This is a genomic window from Micromonospora sp. A200 (assembly GCF_029893845.1).
GTDB classification, from domain to species: Bacteria; Actinomycetota; Actinomycetes; order Mycobacteriales; family Micromonosporaceae; genus Micromonospora; species Micromonospora purpureochromogenes.
The window spans coordinates 1-22,399 of record NZ_JARXXY010000032.1; the positions used below are offsets into that span (position 1 = coordinate 1).

Consider the following 22,399-nt stretch of genomic DNA (forward strand, 5'->3'; position numbering starts at 1 on the left):
TCATCGCCCTGGCCATGCTCAGCCTCGGCGGCCACCGACCCCAACTACCCAACAGATGATCTACACCGACCCACAAACCCAGCAGAAGACCCATATTTATGACTCCCAGGCATACCGCTGAGAAGGGTCATGCCTCGGGCGGCGCGACACGCCGGGGCAGCGCCGTGGTGTCGGGCTGCCCGGCGGGCGCCGAGGCCGGCGAGGAGGGCGCGAACGGCCCGGACCCGGGCGTCGCGCCACGCGGCACGACCGGGGCCGTCGACCGGCGGCGCCGACGCAGCACCCACGGCAGCCACGGCAGGGCGCCGACCAGCACCAGCAGCGAGAGCAGCGGCAGCCGCCACCATCGCCCGACCGTGGCCGGGGGCGGGTCCGGCGGCGCGGACACCCACGGCCGGGCCGTCTTCGACCAGGCCACGAAGGCGTCCCCGACCGGCAGGACACCGAAGGCGTACCGCTTGGTGTGCGGGGTGTCCAGGGGCAGGCCGACCAGTTCGCCGTAGTTGGCGAGCCCGCCGGCCAGCACCATGTCACCCTGCGTCTGCGCGGCGCCCAGGGTGACCACGGTGGCCGACAGGCTCACCCCGAGCAGCAGCGGGCCCGAGTCGACGTCGGCCGGCCCGTCGAGTCCGCGCGGGTACTCGCGGACGGCCGGGCCGAGGCCCAGCGGCGACACGACGAACAGCTCCCGGAACCGTAGGTACTGCGCGCGGGCGAAGGCCGGGTCGATCTCCGCCAGGAAGCGCTGGATGACGCTCTGCGAGGTCCCCCGGGCAACCTCGGCCGGCGCGCCGCTGACCAGATCCACGCGGTGCGGCAGCAGGCCGGTCCGCGGGTCCAGCCGCTGGCGTACGCCATCCAGCCAGCGCCGGACCGTCGGGTCGAAGCGGGCCGGCAGCAGCGTGTCGTGCAGGCGCAGCGAGGCGACCGCCACGGTCGAGTCGACCGGCCACGCCTGCCCCGGGTACGCGGCCAGGTACGGCGAGGCCGACGCGTCGAAGGCGGCGGCGAGGCCGGTCGAGGCGGCGGCGAAGCGGGCGACCTCGGCCGGGTCGCGGCGCTGCGCCGGTTGCAGGGCGAGCACGCCGCCGCGCAGCCAGTTCGTCCACCCCTGGTAGAAGACTCCGTACCCGGGGGCCAGGTCGGGGCTGAACGGGGCGCGGCCGGCCGGCGACTCCAGCCGCTGAAGCGCCCAGCGGGCCTCCCGCAGCGCCTCGTCCCGCCGGTCCGGCGGCTGCCGCAGACCACTCTCGACCCGGGCCAGGCCGTACAGCACGTGCGCGAAGTACCACCCCTCGGGGAAGAGCGCCTGGGCGTCCTCCCCCGCGCCGTCGTCCAGCGCGGCGCGCAGGAAAGGGAGCTGCCGGGCCACCCCGGGCGGTTCGGCGGCGACGCCGGCGGTGGCGGGGGCGACGAGGCGTACCACCCCGAGCAGGGCGGCGAGGCTCACCAGCGCCGCCACGACCGCGGCCGTCCGCCGCACGATCATCACGGGCACAGCGTGCCGCAGACGATCAAGGGGCTACAGCCGCAGCAGCATCCGGGTGTTGCCGAGGGTGTTCGGCTTGACCCGCTCCAGGTCCAGGAACTCCGCGACACCCTCGTCGTACGAGCGCAGCAGCTGCTCGTAGACCGGCTGTGGCACCGGCGCCCCGTCGATCTCGGTGAAGCCGAACCCGCCGAAGAACCGGGTCTCGAAGGTGAGCACGAAGATCCGCGCGACGCCCAGCTCCCGGGCGGCGTCGATCAGCTCGCCCACGATCCGGTGACCGATCTTGCGGCCCCGGCACACCGGGTCCACCGCCACCGTCCGGATCTCGGCCAGGTCCTCCCACATCACGTGCAGCGCGCCGCAGCCGACCACGGTGCCGTCGCCGGTCACCGCGACCCGGAACTCCTGCACGTCCTCGTAGAGGGTGACGGTGGCCTTGCTCAACAGCCGCCGGTCGTCGGTGTACGTGTCGACCAGCCGCCGGATGCCGCGCACGTCACCGGTGCGCGCCCGGCGTACGACGATCTCGTCGGCGGCGCTCATCTCACTCCGCCGGCACGTCCACGCACGGCCCGGCCGCCCACCACTTCTCCACCAGCGCCAGCGTCTCGTCGCCGAACGGGTTGACCCCCGGCCCGGCGCCGAGCGCGTGCCCCAGGTGCACGTGCAGGCACTTCACCCGGCCCGGCATCCCACCGGCGGAGATGCCGGCGATCTCCGGCACCTGGCCGATCGCCTCCCGCCGGGCGAGGTAGTCCTCGTGCGCCGCGCGGTAGCGGGCGGCCAGCTCCGGGTCCTCGGCGAGGCGGTCGGCCATCTCCTTCATCAGCCCGGCCGACTCCAGCCGGCTGCACGCCGCCGTCGCGCGGGGGCAGGTCAGGTAGAACAGCGTCGGGAAGGGCGTGCCGTCGGCCAGCCGCGGCGTCGTCTCCACCACGTCGGGCAGCCCGCACGGGCACCGGTGGGCCACCGCCCGGGTGCCGCGCGGCGGGCGTCCGAGCTGCGCGGCCACCGCGGCCAGGTCGGCCTCGGTGGCCGGTTCCCGCTGCGGCAGGGGTACGGAGTCCGCCGCCGGCTCCTGCGGTGGTACGACAGTCACGGTGCCCATCTCTCGTTCGGTGCTCGGGTGGTGCTCACTTCTCGGGGCGCTCGCCGTTCGCCGCCCGCACGCTCGACCAGAGCGTGTCGTACCAGGGGTCGGGGGTCTTCGGCGGGACCGGCGGCCTGCCGGCGTTGGCGTCCCGGGCCGCACCCTCCGGATCGTTCAGCACGATCACCGGCGTCTCGCCCGGCCGGACCATGTAGAACCGCTCCCTGGCCTTGATCTCGATGTACGCCGGGTCCTGCCACTTCGCCGCCTCGGCCGACAGCTTCGAGATCTCCTGCCGCTGGGCGGCCTGCGAGCGTTCCAACCGCTCGATGTCCACCTGCTGGTCGAGGTAGACCCGGACCGGATAGGTGTAGGCCAGGGCGAGCGCGATCAGCACCGCGAAGAGCACGGTGGCCCGGCCGGTGAAGCGTCGGGGGTGGGGTGCGGTGAGCCGCTTGATGGTGCCGCCGGCCGCCGTACGACGGGCGGCGGCGGGACGGCTCGCGGAGCGTACGCCCTCGGCGCCCCGCGTGCGGCCGGCGGCCGCCCGCGGCTCGGCGCGGACCCCGCCGTCGCGCACGGTCGGCCGGGCGCCACGGGCCCCGCCCGGCCGACCGGTCGGTCGACGGGCGGGGCGCTGACCGCCCGGTGTGCGGCGCTGCTGCATCGTCACACCCCTCCCCCGAGGCTCAGCGGGTCAGGCCGAACGGTAACGCGGGAACGCGCCCGCGCCGGCGTACCGCGCCGCGTCGGCCAGCTCCTCCTCGATTCGCAGGAGCTGGTTGTACTTGGCCACCCGGTCGGAGCGGGCCGGCGCGCCGGTCTTGATCTGGCCGCAGCCGGTGGCGACGGCCAGGTCGGCGATGGTGGTGTCCTCGGTCTCGCCGGACCGGTGGCTCATCATGCACTTGAAGCCGGCCCGGTGCGCCAGGTCCACCGCGTCCAGGGTCTCGGTCAGCGAACCGATCTGGTTGACCTTGACCAGCACCGCGTTGGCGGCGTTCTCGGCGATGCCCCGGGCGATGCGCTGCGGGTTGGTCACGAAGAGGTCGTCGCCGACGATCTGGATCCGGTCGCCGATCGCCGCGGTCAGGGTCGCCCAGCCGCTCCAGTCGTCCTCGGACAGCGGGTCCTCGATGGAGACGATCGGGTAGTCGCCGATGAGCTTGGTGTAGTAGTTGCTCATCTCCTCGGCGGACTTCGCGCTGCCCTCGAAGGTGTAGGTGCCGTTGTCGAAGAACTCGGTGGCGGCCACGTCGAGCGCGAAGACGATGTCGGTGCCCAGCCGGTAGCCGGCCTTCTCCACCGCCTCGGCGATCAGGTCCAGCGCGGCGGCGTTGGTCGGCAGGTTCGGGGCGAAGCCGCCCTCGTCGCCGAGGCCGGTGGAGAGGTCCTTCTTCTTCAGCACCGACTTCAGCGCGTGGTAGACCTCGGTGCCGGAGCGCAGCGCCTCGCGGAAGCTGGGCGCGCCGATCGGCGCGATCATGAACTCCTGGATGTCGACGTTGGAGTCGGCGTGCGCCCCACCGTTGAGGATGTTCATCATCGGCACCGGCAGCAGGTGCGCGTTCGGGCCGCCCAGGTAGCGGAAGAGGCTCAGCTCGGCGCTGCCGGCGGCGGCCTTCGCCACCGCCAGGGAGACGCCCAGGATGGCGTTGGCGCCCAGCTCGGCCTTGTTGTCCGTGCCGTCGAGGTCGAGCATCTTCTGGTCGATCAGCCGCTGCTCGCTCGCCTCGTAGCCGATGAGCTGGTCGACGATCTTGTCCTCGATGTTGGCGACCGCGTTCTCGACGCCCTTGCCCTGGTAGCGGTCGGAGTCACCGTCGCGCAGCTCGATCGCCTCGAAGGCGCCGGTGGAGGCGCCGGAGGGCACCGCGGCGCGGGCGATCGTGCCGTCGTCGAGCCCGACCTCGACCTCGACCGTCGGGTTGCCCCGCGAGTCGAGAATCTCCCGGGCGACGATTCCCTCGATGGTTGCCACTGAGTCGCTCCTCGTTCGTGTGTGCGAATCCGGTATGGGCCGCGACGGTGCGGCTGGGGCAGGTGTTGAACGCAGCGTATCGGGCGACGGCCGGCCGCACGTCGTCGCCCGCCGTTCGTACCGCGCCCCGGATCCCCACCGGCGCGTGGGGTGAGACGGACATTCCCGGATTCTCGGGCCTCAACCGGCAACGGGTTTGCGTCGGGTGGACCCGATCGACCACGCTGGTCGCCATGCCCGCCGTATCGACCACCCTCCGCGTGCTGGCCGTGTCGGTCGCCGCGTCGCTCACGGTGACCGGATGCCAGACCCTCGACGACGCCGGCCGGGCGCTGGGCCGGGCCGACCTGGTCAACGACCTGGCCGCCCGGCTGGACGGCGCGCTGACCGGCACCTGGGCCGCGGACTACCGGTTCGCCGGCGGGCGGACGGCCTCGATCGCGCAGACGCAGGAGCCGTTGCGCTCCGCCTACACCTGGCCGGACGGCAAGATCACGGTGACCCAGGACGCGGTCACCCGGTGCGAGAACGCCGGCGGCCGGACCGCCTGCACCGTGCTGCCGCCCGAGCTGACCGCCGGCAAGCCGTCGGTGGTCGTCTACTCCGAGGCGGACAAGCGGGGCCTGGTCACCCCGCCGGCCGTGATGGCGCTGCTCACCGAGGCCGCCCTCGACCCGGACGCCCAGGTCACCCAGAGCGACACCACCGTCGCCGGCCACCACGCCACCTGCGTCGACGTGCGGCGCTCGGCCGGCGACTTCACCACCTGCGTCACCACCGAGGGGCTGCTGGGCAGCTTCACCGGCACCCTCGACGGCACGTCGACCGAGGTCACGCTGACCCGCTACACCGAGACGGTCGACCCGGCCGCCTTCGAGGTGCCGCCGAACGCGGGCGTGGTGGACCGCCGACCGGCCACCTCGTGACCGCGCCGCCCCCCGGCCTCCCCGCCGACCGGGCGTCCGCGGCCGGGGCGCCCGCCCAGACCGCGGACCCGACCGCCCTCGGGGCGTCCGCAGCCGGGGAACCGGTGCCACCCGCCGCGTCGGCGACGCCCGTTCGCGGCGGGTTCCTCCCCGGGACGGACCACACCGCCGCGCCGGCGCCGGACGACCTGGCCCTGCCGGTCTCCGGTCGCCGGGTGCTCACCCGCGCCGACGGGCGGTTCACCCGCGTCGGCGAGCTGCCCGCCGACACCGACTGGGTCCCGGTCGGCACGCTGGACGGCGTACCGGCGTGGGCGGCCGACGTCGCCGAGGCCGCGGAGTCGTGGGGGCGCTGGCGCAGCTGGCGGTCGCTTGCCGCCGAGCTGCCGGAGCCGTTCGCCACGGCGGCCGCGCGGGCGCTGGCCGTGGTCACCTGGCGGCGTACCCACCGGTGGTGCGGGGCCTGCCGGGCCGAACTGGCCGACGTGCCCGGCGAGACGGCCCGGCGGTGCCCCGGCTGCGACCTGTACGTGCCGATGCGGCTCTCCGCGGCCGTGCTCACCGCGATCACCCGCCCCGGCCCGGCCGGCGGCCCCGACGAGCTGCTGCTGGTGCGGCACGCGTACGGGCCGACGGAGCTGTGGGCGCTGGTCGCCGGGTTCGTCGAGGCCGGCGAGACGCTGGAGGCGGCGGTGCGCCGGGAGGTCGGCGAGGAGGTCGGGCTGGCCGTCGACCGGCTGGCCTACTTCGGCAGCCAGCCGTGGGCGATGTCCGGGCCGGGGACGCTGCTGACCGGGTTCACCGCCACCGTCGCCGACCCGTCCGCCGAGCCGGTGGTGGACGGGCGGGAGCTGACCGAGGCGCGCTGGTTCCCGCTGGACGCGCTGCCGGCGGAGCTGCCGCCGGCGTACTCCATCTCGCGCTGGCTGATCGACGCGGCGGTGACCGCCGGGCGGCGCTGAGCCGGGTCAGACGCCGAGCAGGGTCCGCAGGTGGCGCGGCGGCGGGCAGTCGTGCGCGAGCATCGCGTCGTGCCACTCGCGCACCGACACCCCGTCGGGGCGCGCCGCGGCGATGTCGGCCATCTCGCTGTAGCCCACGAAGTACGTGGAGAGCTGGGTGGAGGTGAGCAGCGCCCGCCGCCACTTGCCGGCCGCCTCGCCCTCCTCCTGGAAGCCGCGCCCGGTCATCAGCGCCATCGCCTCCGCCTCGGGCAGGTCCTCGCAGTGCACCAACTGGTCCAGCAGCGCGTTGATGGTCATTCGCAGCTGCATCTTGAGCTGCTGCAACCGCACCGGCAGGCCACCGAAGCCGAGGCCGGCCATCAGCTCCTCGGTGTAGACCGCCCAGCCCTCGACGAACACGCCGGACTCGGTCAGCGGGCGGACCCGGGTCGGGCCGGCGTACCGGCGGGCGTGCGCGAGCTGGAGGAAGTGGCCGGGCATCGCCTCGTGCACGGTCAGGTTGCGGATCATGTGGTCGTTGTACTCGCGGTAGAACGACTCCACCCGGTGCGCGGGCCAGTCCGCCGGGGTGGGCGAGATGCAGTAGAAGGTGGGCAGCGCCGCCGTCTCCAGCGGGCCGGGCGAGTCGCAGTAGGCGACGGCCACGCCCCGGGCGAACTCCGGCATCTCCTGGATCACGCACGGGTCGTCGACCAGGGTGACCAGGTCACGGTCCCGGACGAAGTCGACGGCCTCGTCCAGGGTGGTCGAGGCGAGGTCCACGATGGAATGGTTGTCGGGGTGCTCGGCGGCGAGCAGGTCCAGCGCCCGGCGTACCGTGTCGTCGTCGGCCGGGCCGCCGACCAGCTCGACGGCCGCGGCGCGGATCTCCTCGGTCACCCGGTCCAGGTTGGCCCAGGCGCGGCGCTGCACCTCGGCGGCGCCCAGCTCGGTGTCGAGGGTGTGCCACAGCCGCGCCTCCCAGCGGCGCCGCCCCAGCCGCGGGTCACGCCCCGGCCCGGCGTCGGCCTCGAGGCCGATGCGCAGCCACGCCACGAACTCCTCCAGCGCTGCGATCGCTCCGGTGGCGGCCGGCTCCACCCGGTCGAACATGGCGGGCGCCTGCGCCAGCAGCAGCGGCACCTCGTCGCGGATCAGCGCCGCCGTGCCGGTGAACTGCCCCACCGCCGTCTCGGCGTGGACCCGGGGCATGTCGCGCAGCGTCGCGCGCGCAGTCGCCAGCGCATCGGGTACGGCCGACAGCCGCCCGACCAGGTGGGTCAGGCGCTCCTCGACCGGGGCGTACGGGCGGGCGACGACCGCGTGCAGCAGCGGCCCCGGGTTGTGCCGCAGCGGGTCCCACTCGTACCCGCGGATCTCGCCCAGCTCGAACAGCTCCCGGTCGACCAGGGCGCTGAGCAGCGCGTGGTCGACCTGCTCCTCCACGTCCAGCGCGTCGGGGTCGAGTTCGGAGAGCGCGTCGGCGGCCTCCCGCAGCATCGCCTGATCGGCCTTCACGGCCTCCGGGGAGAGATCGGGCAGCCGATCGTCGTACCGGTGGTCACCGGCGGAGGTGGCCAGCCCGGGGCGGATCTCCAGCAACGCCTCGACGATCCGTTCCGCCAGCGGCACGAACTCTTCCATTCCCCGACCCTACCGACCGCACCGTCCCGACACCGCCCACCGGCCACCGGCCCTGGCCCCTGGCCCCTGGCCCCTGGCCCCTGGCACGAATTGCGGCGTGTCGCGGTGTCCGGGCCACGGGACGCCGCGACACGCCGCAAATGGAGTCGATCACGACCCGGGATGGACGGGCGCCGGCGCGGGGAAGGCAGTGACGGGAGGAGTGCCCGGCGCCGACGCGGGGTTCAGTCGCGGGTGGTGCGCTCGGCGGTGCGGACGGCGTCGGCGTAGGCGAGGGTGGTGCGGCGCAGGGCGGCCTCGGGGTCGATGCCGGCCTGCCGGGCGGCGGCGACGGTGGCCAGCAGGCTGGCACCGAGTCGCGCCTCCGGGTCGACCTGGGTGTCGGCCAGCGGGGGCGGGACGGCGAGGCCGATCCGGCCGGCGCGGTCCAGGATCTTGGCGGCCAGGGCGAGCGCGGGCTGGCTCAGCGCGATGCCGTCCAGCACCGAGGCGCGGGCCTTCTCGGCCTGCTTGATCCGCTCCCAGCTCGCCTCGATCTCCGCCAGCGTGCCCGCCTCCGCGCCGGCGAAGACGTGCGGGTTGCGGCGGACCATCTTGTCCACCAGGCCGCCGGCCACGTCGTCGACGCTCCACCGCTCGCCCTCGGGCAGTTCCTCCGCCAGCCGGGCATGCAGCAGCACCTGGAGCAGCACGTCGCCCAACTCCTCGCGGAGCGCGTCGGTGTCGTCGGCGCTGATCGCGTCGTACGCCTCGTAGCACTCCTCCAGCAGGAAGCCGGCGAGGCTGCGGTGGGTCTGCGAGCGCTTCCACGGGTCACCGCCGGGCGAGGCGAGCCGATCCATCACCTCGACCGCGTCGAGCAGCCGCGCGCCGGGCGGGTCCCACGAGCCGTACATCAGCTCCAGCTCGGCCAGCCCCGGCTGGCGGGCCAGCCGCAGGCCCAGCTCCCGGGCGAGCGCCTCGTCACCGGCGGGACCGGCCAGCCAGACCGCCGTGCCGTGCGCCGCCACCGCGTCGAGCAGCGCCTGCGTCGCGCCGGCCTCGACCACGGTGACCTCGGCGCCCGCCGCCCGCACCGCCGTGGTCAGCGCGCTCTCCCCGCCGGTCAGCACCGGCGCGGAGCGTACGACGTCCCAGGCGGCCGCGGTCAGCAGGCCGGCCGGCAGCCGGGGCGAGGTGACCAGCAGGACGATCCGTGCGGACATGCTCAGGGGGCCACCGACGCCGACCCGGCCTGCTCCGCCGGGGTGGTGACCGGCTCGGGGGTCGAGATGTCGGTCACCGGGCCGCTGGCGTCGACGTACGGCAGGGCGTAGAAGACGAGCTCCTGGCCCTTGTTGACCCAGGACGGGACGCCGAGCGGCCGGAAGCGCGGGTTGACCGACAGGTCCACCTTGTCGGCTTCCTCCTCCAGTGCCGCGCTGAGCGCCGACGCGGTACGGACGAACCCGCCCTCGCCGAAGAGCTGCCGCACCTCGCCCACCGAGAGCCCGGACTGGATCCCGCCGGTCTCCTCGATCGCGTGGTAGACGGCCATCACCGAGGCGTCGCTGAGCTCGGCCGGCGGCAGCTTCTGGCTGAGCACCATGGAGATGTCGGCCCACTCGCCCCAGAGCTTGGCGAACTCGGCCTGCGGCGGCATCTGGAGCTGCTGCGCGAGCTGCTCCGGGGTGACCTGGTCCGACACCTGGATGCCCTGCTCGGCCACGACCCGCTTACCCAGGTCGATGCTGACCAGCAGGTTCACCACGTCCTGCCGGGTCACCCGGGAGCGGAGCTGCTCCGCGTCCGGGGTGACGCCGGCCTGGGTCGCGCTCTGGCGCACGGCCTCCGCGAACTTCGCCTGGGCGTCGTCGTAGATCGCGTCCACCCGGTCGACCGAGTAGGTCCGGTCACCGACGTACGCGGCCACGTCGGGCGAGGACTTCCCGCAGGCGGCGAGGGAGAGGACACCGAGAGCCGCGACGCTGGCGGCGGCGATGAGACGGCGTGCACGCATGCGGGTCACTCTCTCATGCCCGGTACGGCGGTGTGACGCCGCCCACCACGGACGGGAGCGTCTCACGCCGACGCCCCGGCCAGCGCGGCCGGCTCGCCCAGCACGTCGGAGAGGAGCTGCGCGCACCACTCCAGCAGCGCCTGGTCGCGCAGCGGTTCGCCGCCGACCCGGCGGGTGCTCGGCCGCGGCACGCTGACCTGGTCGGTGGCCTGCTTGTAGACCGAGTCCGGGTGGTAGCGCTTGAGCCGCAGCTGCTTGGAATCCGGCAGCGGCAGCGGGCCGAACCGGAGGTGCTTGCCCTGCATCGACACGTCGGTCAGGCCGTACCGGCGGGCCAGCAGGCGGAACCGGGCCACCGCGACCAGGTTCTGCACCGGGGCGGGCGGCTCGCCGTACCGGTCGGTCATCTCGGCGACCACCTCGCGCAGCCGCTCCTCGTCGCGGGACTCGGCCAGCTTGCGGTACATCTCCAGCCGCAGCCGCTCCACCCCGACGTAGTCGTGCGGCAGGTGCGCGTCGATCGGAAGATCGATCTTGACGTCGGCCTCCTCCTCCTGGCGCTCGCCCTTGAACGCCGACACCGCCTCGCCGACCATCCGGACGTACAGGTCGAAGCCGACGCCCTCGATGTGGCCGGACTGCTCGCCGCCGAGCAGGTTGCCGGCGCCCCGGATCTCCAGGTCCTTCATCGCCACGTACATGCCGGCGCCCAGCTCGGTGTGCTGGGCGATGGTGGCCAGCCGCTCGTGGGCGTGCTCGGTCAGCGGCTTCTCCGGCGGGTAGAGGAAGTACGCGTACGCCCGCTCCCGGCCGCGACCGACCCGGCCCCGGATCTGGTGCAGCTGGGCCAGGCCGAGCAGGTCGGCCCGCTCCACGATCAGGGTGTTGGCGTTCGGGATGTCGATGCCGGACTCCACGATCGTGGTGCAGACCAGGACGTCGAACTCCTTCTCCCAGAAGCCGACCATCACCTTCTCCAGGGCGTCCTCGCCCATCTGGCCGTGTGCCACCGCGACCCGCGCCTCGGGCACCAGCTCGCGGATGCGCCGGGCCGCCTTGTCGATCGACTCGACCCGGTTGTGCAGGTAGAAGACCTGCCCGTCGCGGAGCAGCTCGCGGTGGATGGAGGCGGCCACCTGCCGGTCGTCGTACGCCCCGACGAAGGTGAGCACCGGGTGCCGCTCCTCCGGCGGGGTGGCGATGGTGGACATCTCCCGGATGCCGGTGATCGCCATCTCCAGCGTCCGCGGGATCGGGGTGGCCGACATGCTCAACACGTCCACCGAGGCGCGCAGCGTCTTCAGGTGCTCCTTGTGCTCGACGCCGAACCGCTGCTCCTCGTCGATGATCACCATGCCGAGCTGCTTGAACCGGGTCGCCGTCTGGAGCAGCCGGTGGGTGCCGATGACGATGTCGACGGTGCCGTCGGCGATCATCTCCAACGTCCGCTCGGACTCCTTCGGCGTCTGGAAGCGGGACAGCTGCCGGATGGTCACCGGGAACTGGCTCATCCGCTCGGCGAAGGTGTTGTAGTGCTGCTGCACCAGCAGCGTGGTGGGCACCAGCACGGCCACCTGCTTGCCGTCCTGCACCGCCTTGAAGGCGGCCCGGACGGCGATCTCGGTCTTGCCGTAGCCGACGTCGCCGCAGATCAGCCGGTCCATCGGGACGGTCTGCTCCATGTCCCGCTTGACCTCTTCGATCGCGGCGAGCTGGTCCGGCGTCTCCTGCCAGGGGAAGGCGTCCTCCAGCTCCCGCTGCCACGGGGTGTCGGGTGCGAACTGGTGCCCCTTGGACGCCTTGCGCGCGGCGTAGAGCTGGATCAGCTGCGCGGCGATCTCCTTGACCGCCTTGCGGGCGCGGGCCTTGGACTTCTGCCAGTCCGAGCCGCCCATCTTGTGCAGAGTGGGCTGCTCGCCGCCGACGTAGCGGCTGAGCTGGTCGAGCTGGTCGGTGGGGACGAAGAGCCGGTCGCCGGGCTGGCCGCGCTTGCTCGGCGCGTACTCGATGACCAGGTATTCCCGGGAGGCGCCGTTGACGGTGCGCTGCACCAGCTCGACGTACCGGCCGATGCCGTGCTGCTCGTGCACCACGTGGTCGCCGGCCTTGAGCTCCAGCGGGTCGATGGTGTTGCGGCGGCGGCTCGGCATCTTGCGCATGTCGCGCGTCGAGGTGCCCCGGCCGCCGGTGACGTCGTTGCCGGTGAGCAGCACGAACCGGGACGCCTCGTCGACGAAGCCGGCGGTCAGGCAGCCACAGCTGACCAGCACCTCGCCGGGGGCGGGCGCGGCCGGCACCTCCTCGACCAGCCGGGCGCCCAGACCGGCGTCGCGGAGCACCTCGACGGCCCGCTGGGCGGGGCCGTGCCCCTCGAAGACCAGCGCGATCGACCAGCCCTCGCCGGCCCAGCGCTTGAGGTCGTCCACCACCCGGGAGGTCTCGCCGTGGTAGAGCGGGGCGGGCCGCGCCGCCAGGCTCACCGCGATCGCGTCGTCGGGCGTGACGTCGACCTCGGTGGGCTCGTCCTCCCAGGGCTGCCGGACCGGTGCGGCGGCGTCCGCCTCGACCAGGCCGAACGGGGCGAGGGTCCACCAGGGCTGGCGCAGCGTGCGGGCCGACGCGCGTACCTCGGCCAGGGTCCGGAAGGCGGCGGCGCCGAGGTCGACCGGGGCCTGGCCGCCGACGGCGGCCGCGGCCCAACTGGCCTGGAGGAACTCGTCCGAGGTACGGACCAGGTCGTGCGCCCGGGTGCGGATCCGCTCCGGGTCGCAGAGCAGTACGTGGGTGCCGGCCGGCATGCAGTCCAGCAGCAGCTCCAGGCTCTCGTTGCCGAGCAGCGCCGGGACCAGCGACTCCATCCCCTCGACCGGGATGCCCTCGGCCAGCTTGTCGAGGATCTCGGCCAGCTCCGGGTGCTCCTGGGCCAGGGCGGCGGCCCGCTCCCGCACCGACGGGGTGAGCAGCAGCTCCCGGCAGGGCGGCGCCCAGAGCTGCGGGACCTGCTCGATCGTGCGTTGGTCGGCGACGGCGAAGGTGCGGATCTCCTCCACCTCGTCGCCCCAGAACTCGACCCGGGAGGGGTGCTCGTCGGTGGGCGGGAAGACGTCCAGGATGCCGCCGCGCACCGCGAACTCGCCGCGCTTGGTGACCAGGTCGACCCGCGCGTACGCCATGTCGGTGAGCCGGCGGGCCACCTCCTCCAGGTCGGCCTCGTCGCCGGCGGTGAGCTGCACCGGTTCGAGATCGCCGAGCCCCTTGAGCTGCGGTTGCAGCAGCGACCGCACCGGCGCCACGACCACCCGCAGCGGGCCGGTACGGCCGTGCGCGTCGGCCGACTGCGGGTGCGCCAGCCGGCGCAGCACGGCCAGCCGGCGGCCGACGGTGTCGGAGCGGGGCGAGAGCCGCTCGTGCGGCAGCGTCTCCCAGGACGGGAAGACCGCCACCTGCTCGGGCGGGAGCAGGCTGCCCAGCGCCGAGGCCAGGTCGTCGGCCTCGCGGGTGGTGGCGGTCACGGCGAGCACGGGCCGGCCGGCGCCGGCGTCGACCGGATCGGCCGCGACGGCGGCCACGGCGAACGGGCGCAGGGCGGCCGGGGCGGTGAGGTCGAGGCCGTCGACCTGGGCGGCACCGGAGCGCGCCAGGTCACGCGCCCGGGCCAGCCCGGGATCGGCCAGGGCGGCGGAGAAGAGTCCGGTGAGCATCTGTGATCACTTCCAGGAAATCGACGCACGGCGACTGCCCCGCGTCCAGCCGGACGGGGGGTGCACCTGTCGAGACTATCCCGCTCGGAAGACGATCCGGGCTGGAGCCGTGGCGGCCGGGCCGGTACCGGATCCGCGGCGGCCGCGGCGACGGGAGGAACGATGCCGGACCAGGTCGGCGCGGCGGAGGCCACGAGTTCTCCGACAGTGCGCGGATCTTGCAGGGGCCGCCGGGTCGGTGGATCTTGACTGGGGTGGGTGGGCGTGGTCGGGTGGGTGGATGGGAGAGCAGTATCGGGCGCAGTTCGACGCGGAGGTCACCTTCGCCAACGGGGGCGGGCTGCGGACCGACGGGTTCCGGCTGGACATCCCGGGGCGGGAGATCGACGACGAGGCGCTGGCCGCACTCTTCGTCCGGCACCTCGGGCTGCTGATGGTCGCCGACGTACGGATCACCGGCCGGACGATCATCGAGGAGCCGCACAAGGGCGGCCGGGCCGTCAGCGCCGAGCCCGGTGACACGGGGCGACGCCTGGTCGAGCTGAGTCACGTGATCACCGACGGCATGACCACCCTGCCCGGCTGGCCGGGCCCCCGGATCAGCGAGTGGCTGACCCGGGAGGCGTCCCGGGCGAACTACGCCCCGGGCACCGAGTTCCAGGTGGGCCGGATCGACATGATCGCCAACACCGGGACGTACCTGGACACTCCCGCGCACCGCTGGTCCGAGGGCGCCGACCTGACCGGCGTCCCGCTGGACCGGCTCGCCGACCTGCCCGGCCTGGTGGTCCGGGTGCCGGCCGGCACGCGAGCGGTGGACCGGCTGCTGCTGGCGCCGTACGACGTCGCCGGGCGTGCGGTGCTGCTGCACACCGGCTGGTCCGCGCACTTCGGCACCGACCGGTACGGCGCGCCGGACGCCCCCTACCTCACCGGCGACGGGGCCCGCGCCCTGGTCGAGGCGGGCGCCGCGCTGGTCGGCGTCGACTCGATCAACATCGACGACATGAGCCCGGCGTCCGGGGGCGAGCGCCCGGCGCACAGCGCGCTGCTGGCCGCCGGCATCCCGATCGTGGAGCACCTGACCGGCCTGGACGCCCTGCCCCCGGACGGGTTCCGCTTCACCGCCGCTCCGCCCATGGTGGCCGGCATGGGCACCTTCCCGGTTCGCGCCTTCGCCGTCGTCGGCTGACCCGACTCCTCGGCGCCCACCGGACGCGGGCACCCAGGAACAGCGAGCAGGGCTGGGACAGGGCTGCCCACCGCTGCTCAGTACCGGACCGAGATCCGGCGCTCGACGGCGTCCACCCGGATCTCCCCGCCGTACGGGATGATCAGCTGCGGGTCGGTGTGGCCGAGGTCGACGTCGAAGACCGCGACCGCGTCGGGGCGGTACGGGGCCAGCGCCCGGCTGACCGCCTCCCGCTGCGCCTCGGCCCACGCCAGCCGATCCGCGACCGACCGGGGGCTGTCGAAGTCCCACGCCTTGGGGCGGCCGACGACGACGGCGGGGAAGGCCGCGAGCAGTCCGCGCTCCCCCATGTTCCGCACCATCCGGAACACCTCCTGGGCGCTCGGAAGCTCCTCCGAGGTTTCGAGCACCAGCACCGAGCCGGCCAGTTCCGCGGCGGCGGGGACCCGGTCGGCGGCCATCAGCCAGTGCAGGATCTCCAGGTTGCCGCCCCAGGTGCGGCCCTGGACCACGGTCGACGGGCCCTGCCAGTGCCAGCCGGTGCCGGGGAACATCACCGGCTCCTGCGCCAGGGTGGCCGGGTCGCGCCAGTCGCGCGGCTCGTCGCCCCACTCCGGCGCGGGCGTGAGGTCGTACCAGCCGGAGGTGAAGAGGGCGGCGCGCAGCGAGTCGAGGGTGAGCGGGTGCGGCCGGCCGGACCGGCCGAGGTGCACCAGCACCGACCCGCCGTGGTACGCCACGATGCCCAGCCGGTAGAGGTGGTTGAGGACGTTGGTGTTGTCCGAGTAGCCGAAGTACGGCTTCGGGTTGGCCCGCAGCACCGCGTCGTCCAGGTGCGGGGTGACCGTGATCAGGTCGTCGCCGCCCACGGTGGCCAGCACGGCCGTGATCGTCGGGTCGGCGAAGGCGGCGGTGAGGTCCCGGGCCCGGTCCCTCGGGTCGGCGCCCATTGTCCGGGTCGTCGGATACTCCACCGGCTCCAGGCCGAACTCCTCGCGCAGTCGGCGCAGGCCCAGCTCGTACACGTGGGGGAAGAGACCCGGCAGGCCGGCGGAGGGTGAGACGACCGCGACCCGGTCGCCGGGGCGGGGCTTGCGCGGGTAGGTCGGGAAGGTCATGTCCGGACGCTACCGAGCGCGGCCAACGGGTTTTCCGGTCGTGTGGCCGACCGCGATCAGGTGGCGGGCCCCCGCCAGGCAGGGCGGGCGGAAACGCCCCGAACACGGGCAAGCGGGGCCCTAGGCTGGCGACGTGGAGGAGGAGCCGGAGCTGCGGACCCGCGAGTGGTTACCCCGCACGGCGGCCCTGCTGGTCGGCACCCTGACCCTGGCCACGGCGTTCATCGCGGCCTACGTGGGGGCGCTGCACCAGCCGACCCCGCGCGACGTCCCGGTCGGCGTGGTCCTCGGCGACCAGCGCGCCCAGGCCGTGCTCGCCGGGGTGCGCGGCCGGACCGGCACGATCAAACCCATCGAGTACGACGACCCGGGTGCGGCCGACGACGGCCTGATCGGCCGCGAGGTGTACGCGGTGCTCAGCTCGACACCTCAGGGAAAGCTCCTGCTGACCACCGCCACCGCCTCCGCGCCCGCCGCCACGGAACTCGTCACGCAGGTGCTGACCACCGCGGCCGAGCGCGCGCAGACCCCGATCGAGGTCACCGACGAGGTGCCGGTCGCCGCCGACGACCCGCGCGGCGTGGTGCCGTTCTACCTGGCGGTCGGCCTGGTGCTGGGCGGCTACCTGGGGTCGACCGCGCTGGGCATCTCGCTCGGCACCGCCCCGCACAGTCTCCGCCGGGCCGGCCTGCGGATCGCCTCGCTGGCGGTGCACGCCGTGCTGTTGGCGGTCATCGCCACGCTGCTGGTCGGGCCGGTGCTCGACGTCTGGGACCACGACCTGCCGACGCTCGCCGCCGTCGGCATGCTCACCACCTTCGCCGCCGCGATGGTCGCCGCCGCCGTCCAGGCCTGGCTGGGCCTGCTCGGCACCGGACTGGTGATCCTGTTGCTGGTGGTGCTCGGCAACCCCGGCTCCGGCGGCATCTACGCCCCGGAGTTCCTGCCCGCGTTCCTGCGTGGCATGCACCGCTGGAACGTCCCCGGGCTGGCCACCGATCTGGTCAAGTCGGCGGTCTACTTCGACCTGCGGTCCGCCCGATGGCCGCTGGCCGGGCTGCTGGTCTGGGTCGCGCTCGGCCTGGTCGGCCTGCTCACCGCCACCCTGGTGCGGGGCCGCCGGGCCGCTCGACGGCCGGGCCGGCAGCTGGACACCAGGCCGGACGCGTGAGCCCGGCGGAGATCGTGGGGAAGGTGACATTGCGGGCCCCCTCCTTACCGGCGGGTCCCCACGGATACGATCGACGGAGTCGGACAGCGCTGTCCTTCGTACTCACGTAAGGAGCGCATGGTGACCGACCAGCACGACCACGACGGCCCCGACGCCGCCCTGCGGGCCGACATCCGCCGCCTCGGCACTCTGCTCGGCCAGACCCTGGCCCGCCAGGAGGGCCGCCCCCTGCTCGACCTGGTCGAGGAGATCCGCGCCCAGGTCCGCTCGGACGCCCCCGCCGCCGCGCAGCGGCTCGGCGGGCTGGACGTCACCACCGGCACCAAGCTGGCCCGCGCCTTCTCCACCTACTTCCACCTGGCCAACATCACCGAACAGGTGCACCGCGCCCGGGACCTGCGCCGACGCCGGGCGGCGCACGGTGGGTGGCTGGACCAGGCGGCCAAGATGATCGCCGAGCGCGGCGTGCCGGCCGAGGAGATCGCCGCGGCGGCCCGCCGGCTCGCGGTACGCCCGGTCTTCACCGCCCACCCCACCGAGGCGGCCCGCCGCTCGATCCTGTCCAAGCTGCGCGCCATCGCCGACGAACTGGACACCGAGACCACCAACGCCATCCTCTACGGCGCCAGCGACGAGGGCCCGGCCAACCGGCGCCTGGCCGAGCTGCTGGACCTGATGTGGCAGACCGACGAGCTGCGGCTGGACCGGCCGGACCCGACAGACGAGGCCCGCAACGCCATCTACTACCTGCGCGACCTGTACGCCGAGGCCGCCCCGCAGGTGCTCGACGACCTCGCCGACACCCTGCGCACCCTCGGCGTGGAGACCTCGCCGACGGCCCGCCCGCTGACCTTCGGCACCTGGATCGGCGGCGACCGGGACGGCAACCCGTTCGTCACCCCGACGGTCACCCGTGAGGTGCTCCACATCCAGCACGAGCACGGCATCAGCGCCACCGAGAAGGCGATGGACCAGCTCATCAACGAGGTCTCGGTCTCCCGGCGGCTGCGGGCGGTGTCGCTGGACCTCTCCGCCAGCCTCGCCGCCGACCTGGACGCGCTGCCCGAGGTGGCGCCCCGGTTCCGCCGGGTCAACGCCGAGGAGCCGTACCGACTCAAGGCGCGGTGCGTGAAGGCGAAGCTGGCCAACACCCGGGAGCGGCTGCGCCGGGGCACCCCGCACGTGCCGGGGCGGGACTACCGCGGCTCGGCCGAGCTGATCGCCGACCTGGAGCTGCTGCGCGCCTCGCTGGCGCGCAACTCCGGGCAGCTCACCGCGGTCGGCCGGCTCGCCTCCACCATCCGTACGGTCTCCGCGTTCGGCCTGCACCTGGCCACCATGGACGTCCGCGAGCACGCCGAGGCGCACCACGCGGTGCTGGCCCAGCTCTACGCGGCGGTCGGCGAGGTGTCGGACTACCCGTCGCTGACCCGGCTGGAGCGGACCAAGCTCCTCGCCGACGAGCTGGCCGGCCGCCGGCCGCTGTCGACGCTGGACACCCCGCTGACCGAGAACGCGCAGAAGACGTTCGACGTGTTCGGCGCGATCCGCGAGGCGCAGGACCGGTTCGGCGCCGAGGTGATCGAGTCGTACATCATCTCGATGACCCTCGGCGTCGACGACGTGCTCGCCGCCGTGGTGCTGGGGCGCGAGGCCGGGCTGATCGACGTGCACAGCGGCCGGGCCCGGATCGGCTTCGTGCCGCTGCTGGAGACCCCGGCCGAGCTGAACGCCGGCGGCGAGCTGCTCGACGAGCTGCTGTCGCTGCCCGCGTACCGGGCGCTGGTCGCGGCCCGCGGCGACGTGCAGGAGGTGATGCTGGGCTACTCCGACTCGAACAAGGAGGCCGGCATCACCACCAGCCAGTGGTCCATCCACCGGGCACAGCGGGCGCTGCGGGACGTGGCCGCCCGGCACGGCGTGCACCTGCGGCTCTTCCACGGCCGGGGCGGCACGGTCGGGCGCGGCGGTGGGCCGACCCACGAGGCGATCCTGGCCCAGCCGTACGGCACCCTGGACGGCGCGATCAAGGTGACCGAGCAGGGCGAGGTCATCTCCGACAAGTACACGCTGCCGGCGCTGGCCCGGGAGAACCTGGAGCTGACCGTGGCGGCGGTGCTCCAGGCGACGCTGCTGCACACCGCGCCCCGCCAGCCGGCCGAGATGCTGGAGCGCTGGGACGCGGCGATGGACGTGGTCTCCGAGTCGGCGTTCCGCTCGTACCGGGGGCTGGTCGAGGACCCGGACCTGCCGGCGTACTTCTGGGCCTCCACCCCCACCGAGCTGCTCGGCGCGCTCAACATCGGCTCCCGGCCGGCGAAGCGGCCGAACACCGGGGCGGGGCTGGGCGGGCTGCGGGCCATCCCGTGGGTGTTCGGTTGGACGCAGACCCGGCAGATCGTGCCGGGCTGGTTCGGGGTCGGCTCCGGGCTGGCGGCGGCGCGGGCGGCCGGGCTGGAGGACGTGCTCGCCGAGATGAACCGCAACTGGCATTTCTTCCGCACGTTCCTGTCGAACGTCGAGATGATGCTCACCAAGACCGACCTGAGCATCGCCCGCCGCTACGTGGAGACTCTGGTCCCGAAGAAGCTGCACCCGATCTTCGACAAGATCGAGCAGGAGTACGAGCTGACCAAGCAGGAGGTGCTGGCGGTGACCGCCGCACCGGCCCTGCTGGAGAACTCGCCGGTGCTCCAGCGCACCCTCGCGGTCCGGGACACCTACCTGGAGCCGCTGCACCACCTCCAGGTGGCGCTGCTGCGGCAGTACCGGGACTCCGGGGCTGCCGGGCGCGCGATGGCGACCGCGCCGGGCGGCCGCCGCGCACCGAGCGACGGTACGGCGTTGGAGCGGGCGCTGCTCACCACGGTCAACGGCATCGCCGCCGGGATGCGCAACACCGGCTGACATCTGGGTACGACAGGCGACGGCCCCGGTCCGCCAGGACCGGGGCCGTCGTCACGTCGTTCGCGGCTGGCCGGCGGGCGGCCGGGACCGCAGGGACGCGGTCTCAGCGCGCTCTTCCCGCCGCGGGCATCGGACTGCAACGGGTGCGTCTGTTGTCGTTCCAGCGACAACAGGCGCACCCGGAGGCGGCAGTCACCAGTCCCCGCCCCCGAAGTCGCCGCCGCCGAAGTCCCCGCCGCCGAAGTCGCCGGCCTGGTCGGCGGCGCCGAAGTCGCCCTGGTCACCCGCGTCCGCGCCCTGGTCGCCGGCGTCCGCGCCCTGGTCGCCGGCGTCGCCGAAGCCCTCCTGGTAGCCGGCCTCGTAGCCGTAGCCCGGGTCGGCGAAGGCCGGCGAGAAGAGCGCGTCGGCGATCAGCAGCCCGCCGAGCACCCCGGCGCCCGCGCCCAGCGCGGTCTTCCACCAGGGGGTGGAGTACCAGCCGGCCGGCACCGGCCGCCCCTGGTAGCGCCCGCCCGGGTAGTAGTAGGGCGTGTCCTGGCCCGGCTGCGGGCCGGCCTTGAACGTCTGCCCCTGCACCTGCACCTGACGTTCCCTGGTCAACTCGCCGGCGCCCTGCGCGGCGGCCAGCGGGGGCAGCTCCGGCCCCGGGTCCAGGCCGAGCGCCACCCGCGCCGCCCGGGCGTACGCCAGCCCCTCCAGCGCGGTCTCCCGGGCCAGCCGGTACTGCTGGACCGTCCCGGCCTGCTCCAGCTGGCTGCCGGCGGCGTTGTAGCGCTCCGCCGCGTCGACCAGCGCCTGGCGGACGGCCGGGGCGTCGCCGTGCAGGTTCATCACCTGGCCGCCGAGGCGTTCGTACCAGCGCTGGGCGTCGGCGCGCACGTCGGCGAGACTGCGCGCCTCGCGGGCGGCCTGTTCCCGCCGCCACCAGACGAACCCGCCGACCAGGAGGGCCACGAGAATCGCCACGAGCAGAAATTCCATGCCGCTGAACGTACCCGCAGACGTCCGGTCGTATCCGTTTGGCAAGCTCTGGTGATGGACTTCTCGACGCTGGCCGTGGTGGTCGTCTGCCTGGCCGGGGGCGGCGCGGCGGGCTGGTACGCCGCCCGGGCCCGGTCGGCCACCGAGATCGCCCGCCTGGAGGCGACCCTGGCGGCCACCCGCGAGGGCGAGGGGCGGCTGGAGCAGTCGATGCGGGCGCTGAGCTACGAGGCGACCGCCCAGTCGCAGGAGGCGGTGGCCCGGGCGGTGGCCCCGCTGCACGACACCCTGCGCCGCTACGAGCAGCGGGTGGGCGAGCTGGAGCGCGACCGGGTCGACGCCTACGCCGAGCTGCGCGAGCAGGTCCGCGCCATGAGCACGGTCTCCGGCGAGCTGCGCACCGAGACCAAGCAGCTGGTGGCGGCGCTGCGGGCGCCGCAGGTGCGGGGCCGCTGGGGCGAGCACCAGCTGCGCCGGATCGTCGAGGCCGCCGGCATGCTGGAGCACTGCGACTTCAACGAGCAGGTCACCGCCGCCACCGACCACCAGGGGGTGCGCCCCGACCTGGTGGTCCGGCTGCACGGCGGCCGGACGGTGGTGGTGGACGCCAAGGCGCCCTTCGACGCCTACCTGACGGCGATGGAGGCGCGCGACGAGCGGGGGCGGGACTCGCACCTCGACGCGCACGCGCGGCACCTGCGGGCGCATGTCGACGCGCTGGCCGCGAAGTCGTACTGGGCGGCGTTCGACTCGACACCGGAGTTCGTGGTGCTCTTCGTGCCGGCCGACCCGTTCCTGGACGTGGCGTTGCAGCGCGACCCGACGCTGCTGGAGCACGCCTTCGCCCGGGACGTGGTGCTGGCGACCCCGGCCACCCTGGTGGCCCTGCTGCGCACGGTCGCCTACTCCTGGCGGCAGGAGGCGCTGGCCCGCAACGCGGTCGCCGTCCACTCGCTGGCCCGCGAGCTCTACGGGCGACTGTCCACCCTGGGCGACCACGTCGGCAAGCTGGGCACCTCACTCGGTGGGGCGGTCACGGCCTACAACCGCGCGGTGGGCTCGCTGGAGGCGCGGGTGCTGGTCAGCGCCCGCAAGCTGGCCGAGCTGGGCGTCTCCGACCAGGAGCTGGCGGCCCCGGCCCAGGTGGAGGTCGCGCCCCGGCAGCCGCAGGCCCCGGAGCTGTTGGATGGCACGTCCAACCTGGACCGGTCCAGCTAGCGTCCTGGATGTGACAGTGCGCACCTGTGCATGTC

The 22,399-nt window shown here is 74.1% G+C and carries 17 protein-coding genes; 6 read left to right on the plus strand and 11 right to left on the minus strand.

Going from position 1 to position 22,399, the window contains the following annotated elements:
- Positions 1-127: 127 nt before the first annotated feature.
- Genes M2302_RS25550 through eno form a run of 5 tightly spaced genes read right to left on the minus strand, consistent with a single transcriptional unit; the run spans position 128 to position 4,563 of the window.
- Positions 128-1,492 (minus strand): hypothetical protein, encoded by a 1,365-nt coding sequence (locus M2302_RS25550; protein WP_280840388.1) that lies wholly within the window; start codon positions 1,490-1,492, stop codon positions 128-130.
- 30 nt (positions 1,493-1,522) lie between these two features.
- On the minus strand, positions 1,523-2,035 hold the full coding sequence (locus M2302_RS25555) for an amino-acid N-acetyltransferase (RefSeq protein WP_280840389.1): 513 nt from the start codon (positions 2,033-2,035) through the stop codon (positions 1,523-1,525).
- 1 nt (position 2,036) lies between these two features.
- Entirely contained in the window at positions 2,037-2,591 is a 555-nt protein-coding gene (locus M2302_RS25560; RefSeq protein WP_088964863.1) for a DUF501 domain-containing protein, read from the minus strand.
- A gap of 34 nt (positions 2,592-2,625) precedes the next feature.
- Positions 2,626-3,249 (minus strand): septum formation initiator family protein, encoded by a 624-nt coding sequence (locus M2302_RS25565; RefSeq protein ID WP_280840444.1) that lies wholly within the window; start codon positions 3,247-3,249, stop codon positions 2,626-2,628.
- A 30-nt stretch (positions 3,250-3,279) separates the two neighbouring features.
- Positions 3,280-4,563, minus strand: coding sequence for a phosphopyruvate hydratase (gene eno / locus M2302_RS25570; RefSeq protein WP_210776630.1), 1,284 nt, complete (start codon positions 4,561-4,563; stop codon positions 3,280-3,282).
- Between the two features lie 233 nt (positions 4,564-4,796).
- Here eno and M2302_RS25575 point away from each other — a divergent pair, with 233 nt between their 5' ends.
- Positions 4,797-5,489, plus strand: coding sequence for a hypothetical protein (locus tag M2302_RS25575; protein WP_280840390.1), 693 nt, complete (start codon positions 4,797-4,799; stop codon positions 5,487-5,489).
- Positions 5,486-6,451, plus strand: coding sequence for an NAD(+) diphosphatase (gene nudC / locus M2302_RS25580; RefSeq protein WP_280840391.1), 966 nt, complete (start codon positions 5,486-5,488; stop codon positions 6,449-6,451). The genes M2302_RS25575 and nudC overlap by 4 nt, the downstream gene beginning before the upstream one ends.
- 6 nt (positions 6,452-6,457) lie before the next feature.
- On the opposite strand, the gene M2302_RS25585 is transcribed toward nudC, so the two are convergent.
- The 4 genes from M2302_RS25585 to mfd all read right to left on the minus strand — a co-directional run bounded on the left by M2302_RS25585 (position 6,458) and on the right by mfd (position 13,777).
- Positions 6,458-8,077, minus strand: a complete 1,620-nt coding sequence (locus M2302_RS25585; protein WP_280840392.1) for a DUF885 domain-containing protein — start codon at positions 8,075-8,077, stop codon at positions 6,458-6,460.
- A gap of 224 nt (positions 8,078-8,301) precedes the next feature.
- The gene (locus M2302_RS25590) at positions 8,302-9,282 is read right to left on the minus strand and encodes a nucleoside triphosphate pyrophosphohydrolase (protein WP_280840393.1); all 981 of its coding nucleotides are present in this window, start codon (positions 9,280-9,282) and stop codon (positions 8,302-8,304) included.
- A gap of 2 nt (positions 9,283-9,284) precedes the next feature.
- Positions 9,285-10,076 carry a hypothetical protein gene (locus tag M2302_RS25595; protein WP_280840394.1) on the minus strand — a complete coding sequence of 264 codons (792 nt, stop codon included), beginning with the start codon at positions 10,074-10,076 and terminating at the stop codon, positions 9,285-9,287.
- Between the two features lie 62 nt (positions 10,077-10,138).
- Positions 10,139-13,777: a transcription-repair coupling factor gene (mfd, locus tag M2302_RS25600; RefSeq protein ID WP_280840395.1), complete on the minus strand. Its 3,639-nt coding sequence runs from the start codon at positions 13,775-13,777 to the stop codon at positions 10,139-10,141.
- A gap of 280 nt (positions 13,778-14,057) precedes the next feature.
- Here mfd and M2302_RS25605 point away from each other — a divergent pair, with 280 nt between their 5' ends.
- Positions 14,058-14,969: a cyclase family protein gene (locus M2302_RS25605; protein ID WP_280840396.1), complete on the plus strand. Its 912-nt coding sequence runs from the start codon at positions 14,058-14,060 to the stop codon at positions 14,967-14,969.
- A gap of 77 nt (positions 14,970-15,046) precedes the next feature.
- Here the strand turns inward: M2302_RS25605 and M2302_RS25610 are convergent, their stop codons facing one another.
- A complete protein-coding gene (locus M2302_RS25610; RefSeq protein WP_280840397.1) occupies positions 15,047-16,087 on the minus strand; it encodes an LD-carboxypeptidase in 1,041 nt (346 codons plus the stop codon).
- 133 nt (positions 16,088-16,220) lie between these two features.
- On the opposite strand from M2302_RS25610, the gene M2302_RS25615 reads away from it, so the two are divergent.
- A complete protein-coding gene (locus tag M2302_RS25615) occupies positions 16,221-17,258 on the plus strand; it encodes a hypothetical protein (protein WP_280840398.1) in 1,038 nt (345 codons plus the stop codon).
- 120 nt (positions 17,259-17,378) lie between these two features.
- Positions 17,379-20,165 (plus strand): phosphoenolpyruvate carboxylase, encoded by a 2,787-nt coding sequence (ppc, locus tag M2302_RS25620; RefSeq protein WP_280840399.1) that lies wholly within the window; start codon positions 17,379-17,381, stop codon positions 20,163-20,165.
- A 192-nt stretch (positions 20,166-20,357) separates the two neighbouring features.
- On the opposite strand, the gene M2302_RS25625 is transcribed toward ppc, so the two are convergent.
- Complete coding sequence (locus M2302_RS25625) at positions 20,358-21,146, minus strand: hypothetical protein (RefSeq protein ID WP_280840400.1); 789 nt, start codon at positions 21,144-21,146, stop codon at positions 20,358-20,360.
- 54 nt (positions 21,147-21,200) lie between these two features.
- On the opposite strand from M2302_RS25625, the gene M2302_RS25630 reads away from it, so the two are divergent.
- Positions 21,201-22,364: a DNA recombination protein RmuC gene (locus M2302_RS25630; RefSeq protein WP_280840401.1), complete on the plus strand. Its 1,164-nt coding sequence runs from the start codon at positions 21,201-21,203 to the stop codon at positions 22,362-22,364.
- Positions 22,365-22,399: the final 35 nt, after the last annotated feature.

What these genes read in the sequence shown, in the direction of transcription:
- M2302_RS25590 (WP_280840393.1), bottom strand. Translation starts at nt 9,282, where the DNA reads ATGTCCGCACGGATCGTCCTGCTGGTCACCTCGCCCCGGCTGCCGGCC.
- M2302_RS25565 (WP_280840444.1), bottom strand. Translation starts at nt 3,249, where the DNA reads ATGCAGCAGCGCCGCACACCGGGCGGTCAGCGCCCCGCCCGTCGACCG.
- M2302_RS25630 (WP_280840401.1), top strand. Translation starts at nt 21,201, where the DNA reads ATGGACTTCTCGACGCTGGCCGTGGTGGTCGTCTGCCTGGCCGGGGGC.
- M2302_RS25625 (WP_280840400.1), bottom strand. Translation starts at nt 21,146, where the DNA reads ATGGAATTTCTGCTCGTGGCGATTCTCGTGGCCCTCCTGGTCGGCGGG.
- M2302_RS25575 (WP_280840390.1), top strand. Translation starts at nt 4,797, where the DNA reads ATGCCCGCCGTATCGACCACCCTCCGCGTGCTGGCCGTGTCGGTCGCC.
- M2302_RS25605 (WP_280840396.1), top strand. Translation starts at nt 14,058, where the DNA reads ATGGGAGAGCAGTATCGGGCGCAGTTCGACGCGGAGGTCACCTTCGCC.
- M2302_RS25595 (WP_280840394.1), bottom strand. Translation starts at nt 10,076, where the DNA reads ATGCGTGCACGCCGTCTCATCGCCGCCGCCAGCGTCGCGGCTCTCGGT.
- M2302_RS25585 (WP_280840392.1), bottom strand. Translation starts at nt 8,077, where the DNA reads ATGGAAGAGTTCGTGCCGCTGGCGGAACGGATCGTCGAGGCGTTGCTG.
- mfd (WP_280840395.1), bottom strand. Translation starts at nt 13,777, where the DNA reads ATGCTCACCGGACTCTTCTCCGCCGCCCTGGCCGATCCCGGGCTGGCC.
- M2302_RS25555 (WP_280840389.1), bottom strand. Translation starts at nt 2,035, where the DNA reads ATGAGCGCCGCCGACGAGATCGTCGTACGCCGGGCGCGCACCGGTGAC.
- M2302_RS25610 (WP_280840397.1), bottom strand. Translation starts at nt 16,087, where the DNA reads ATGACCTTCCCGACCTACCCGCGCAAGCCCCGCCCCGGCGACCGGGTC.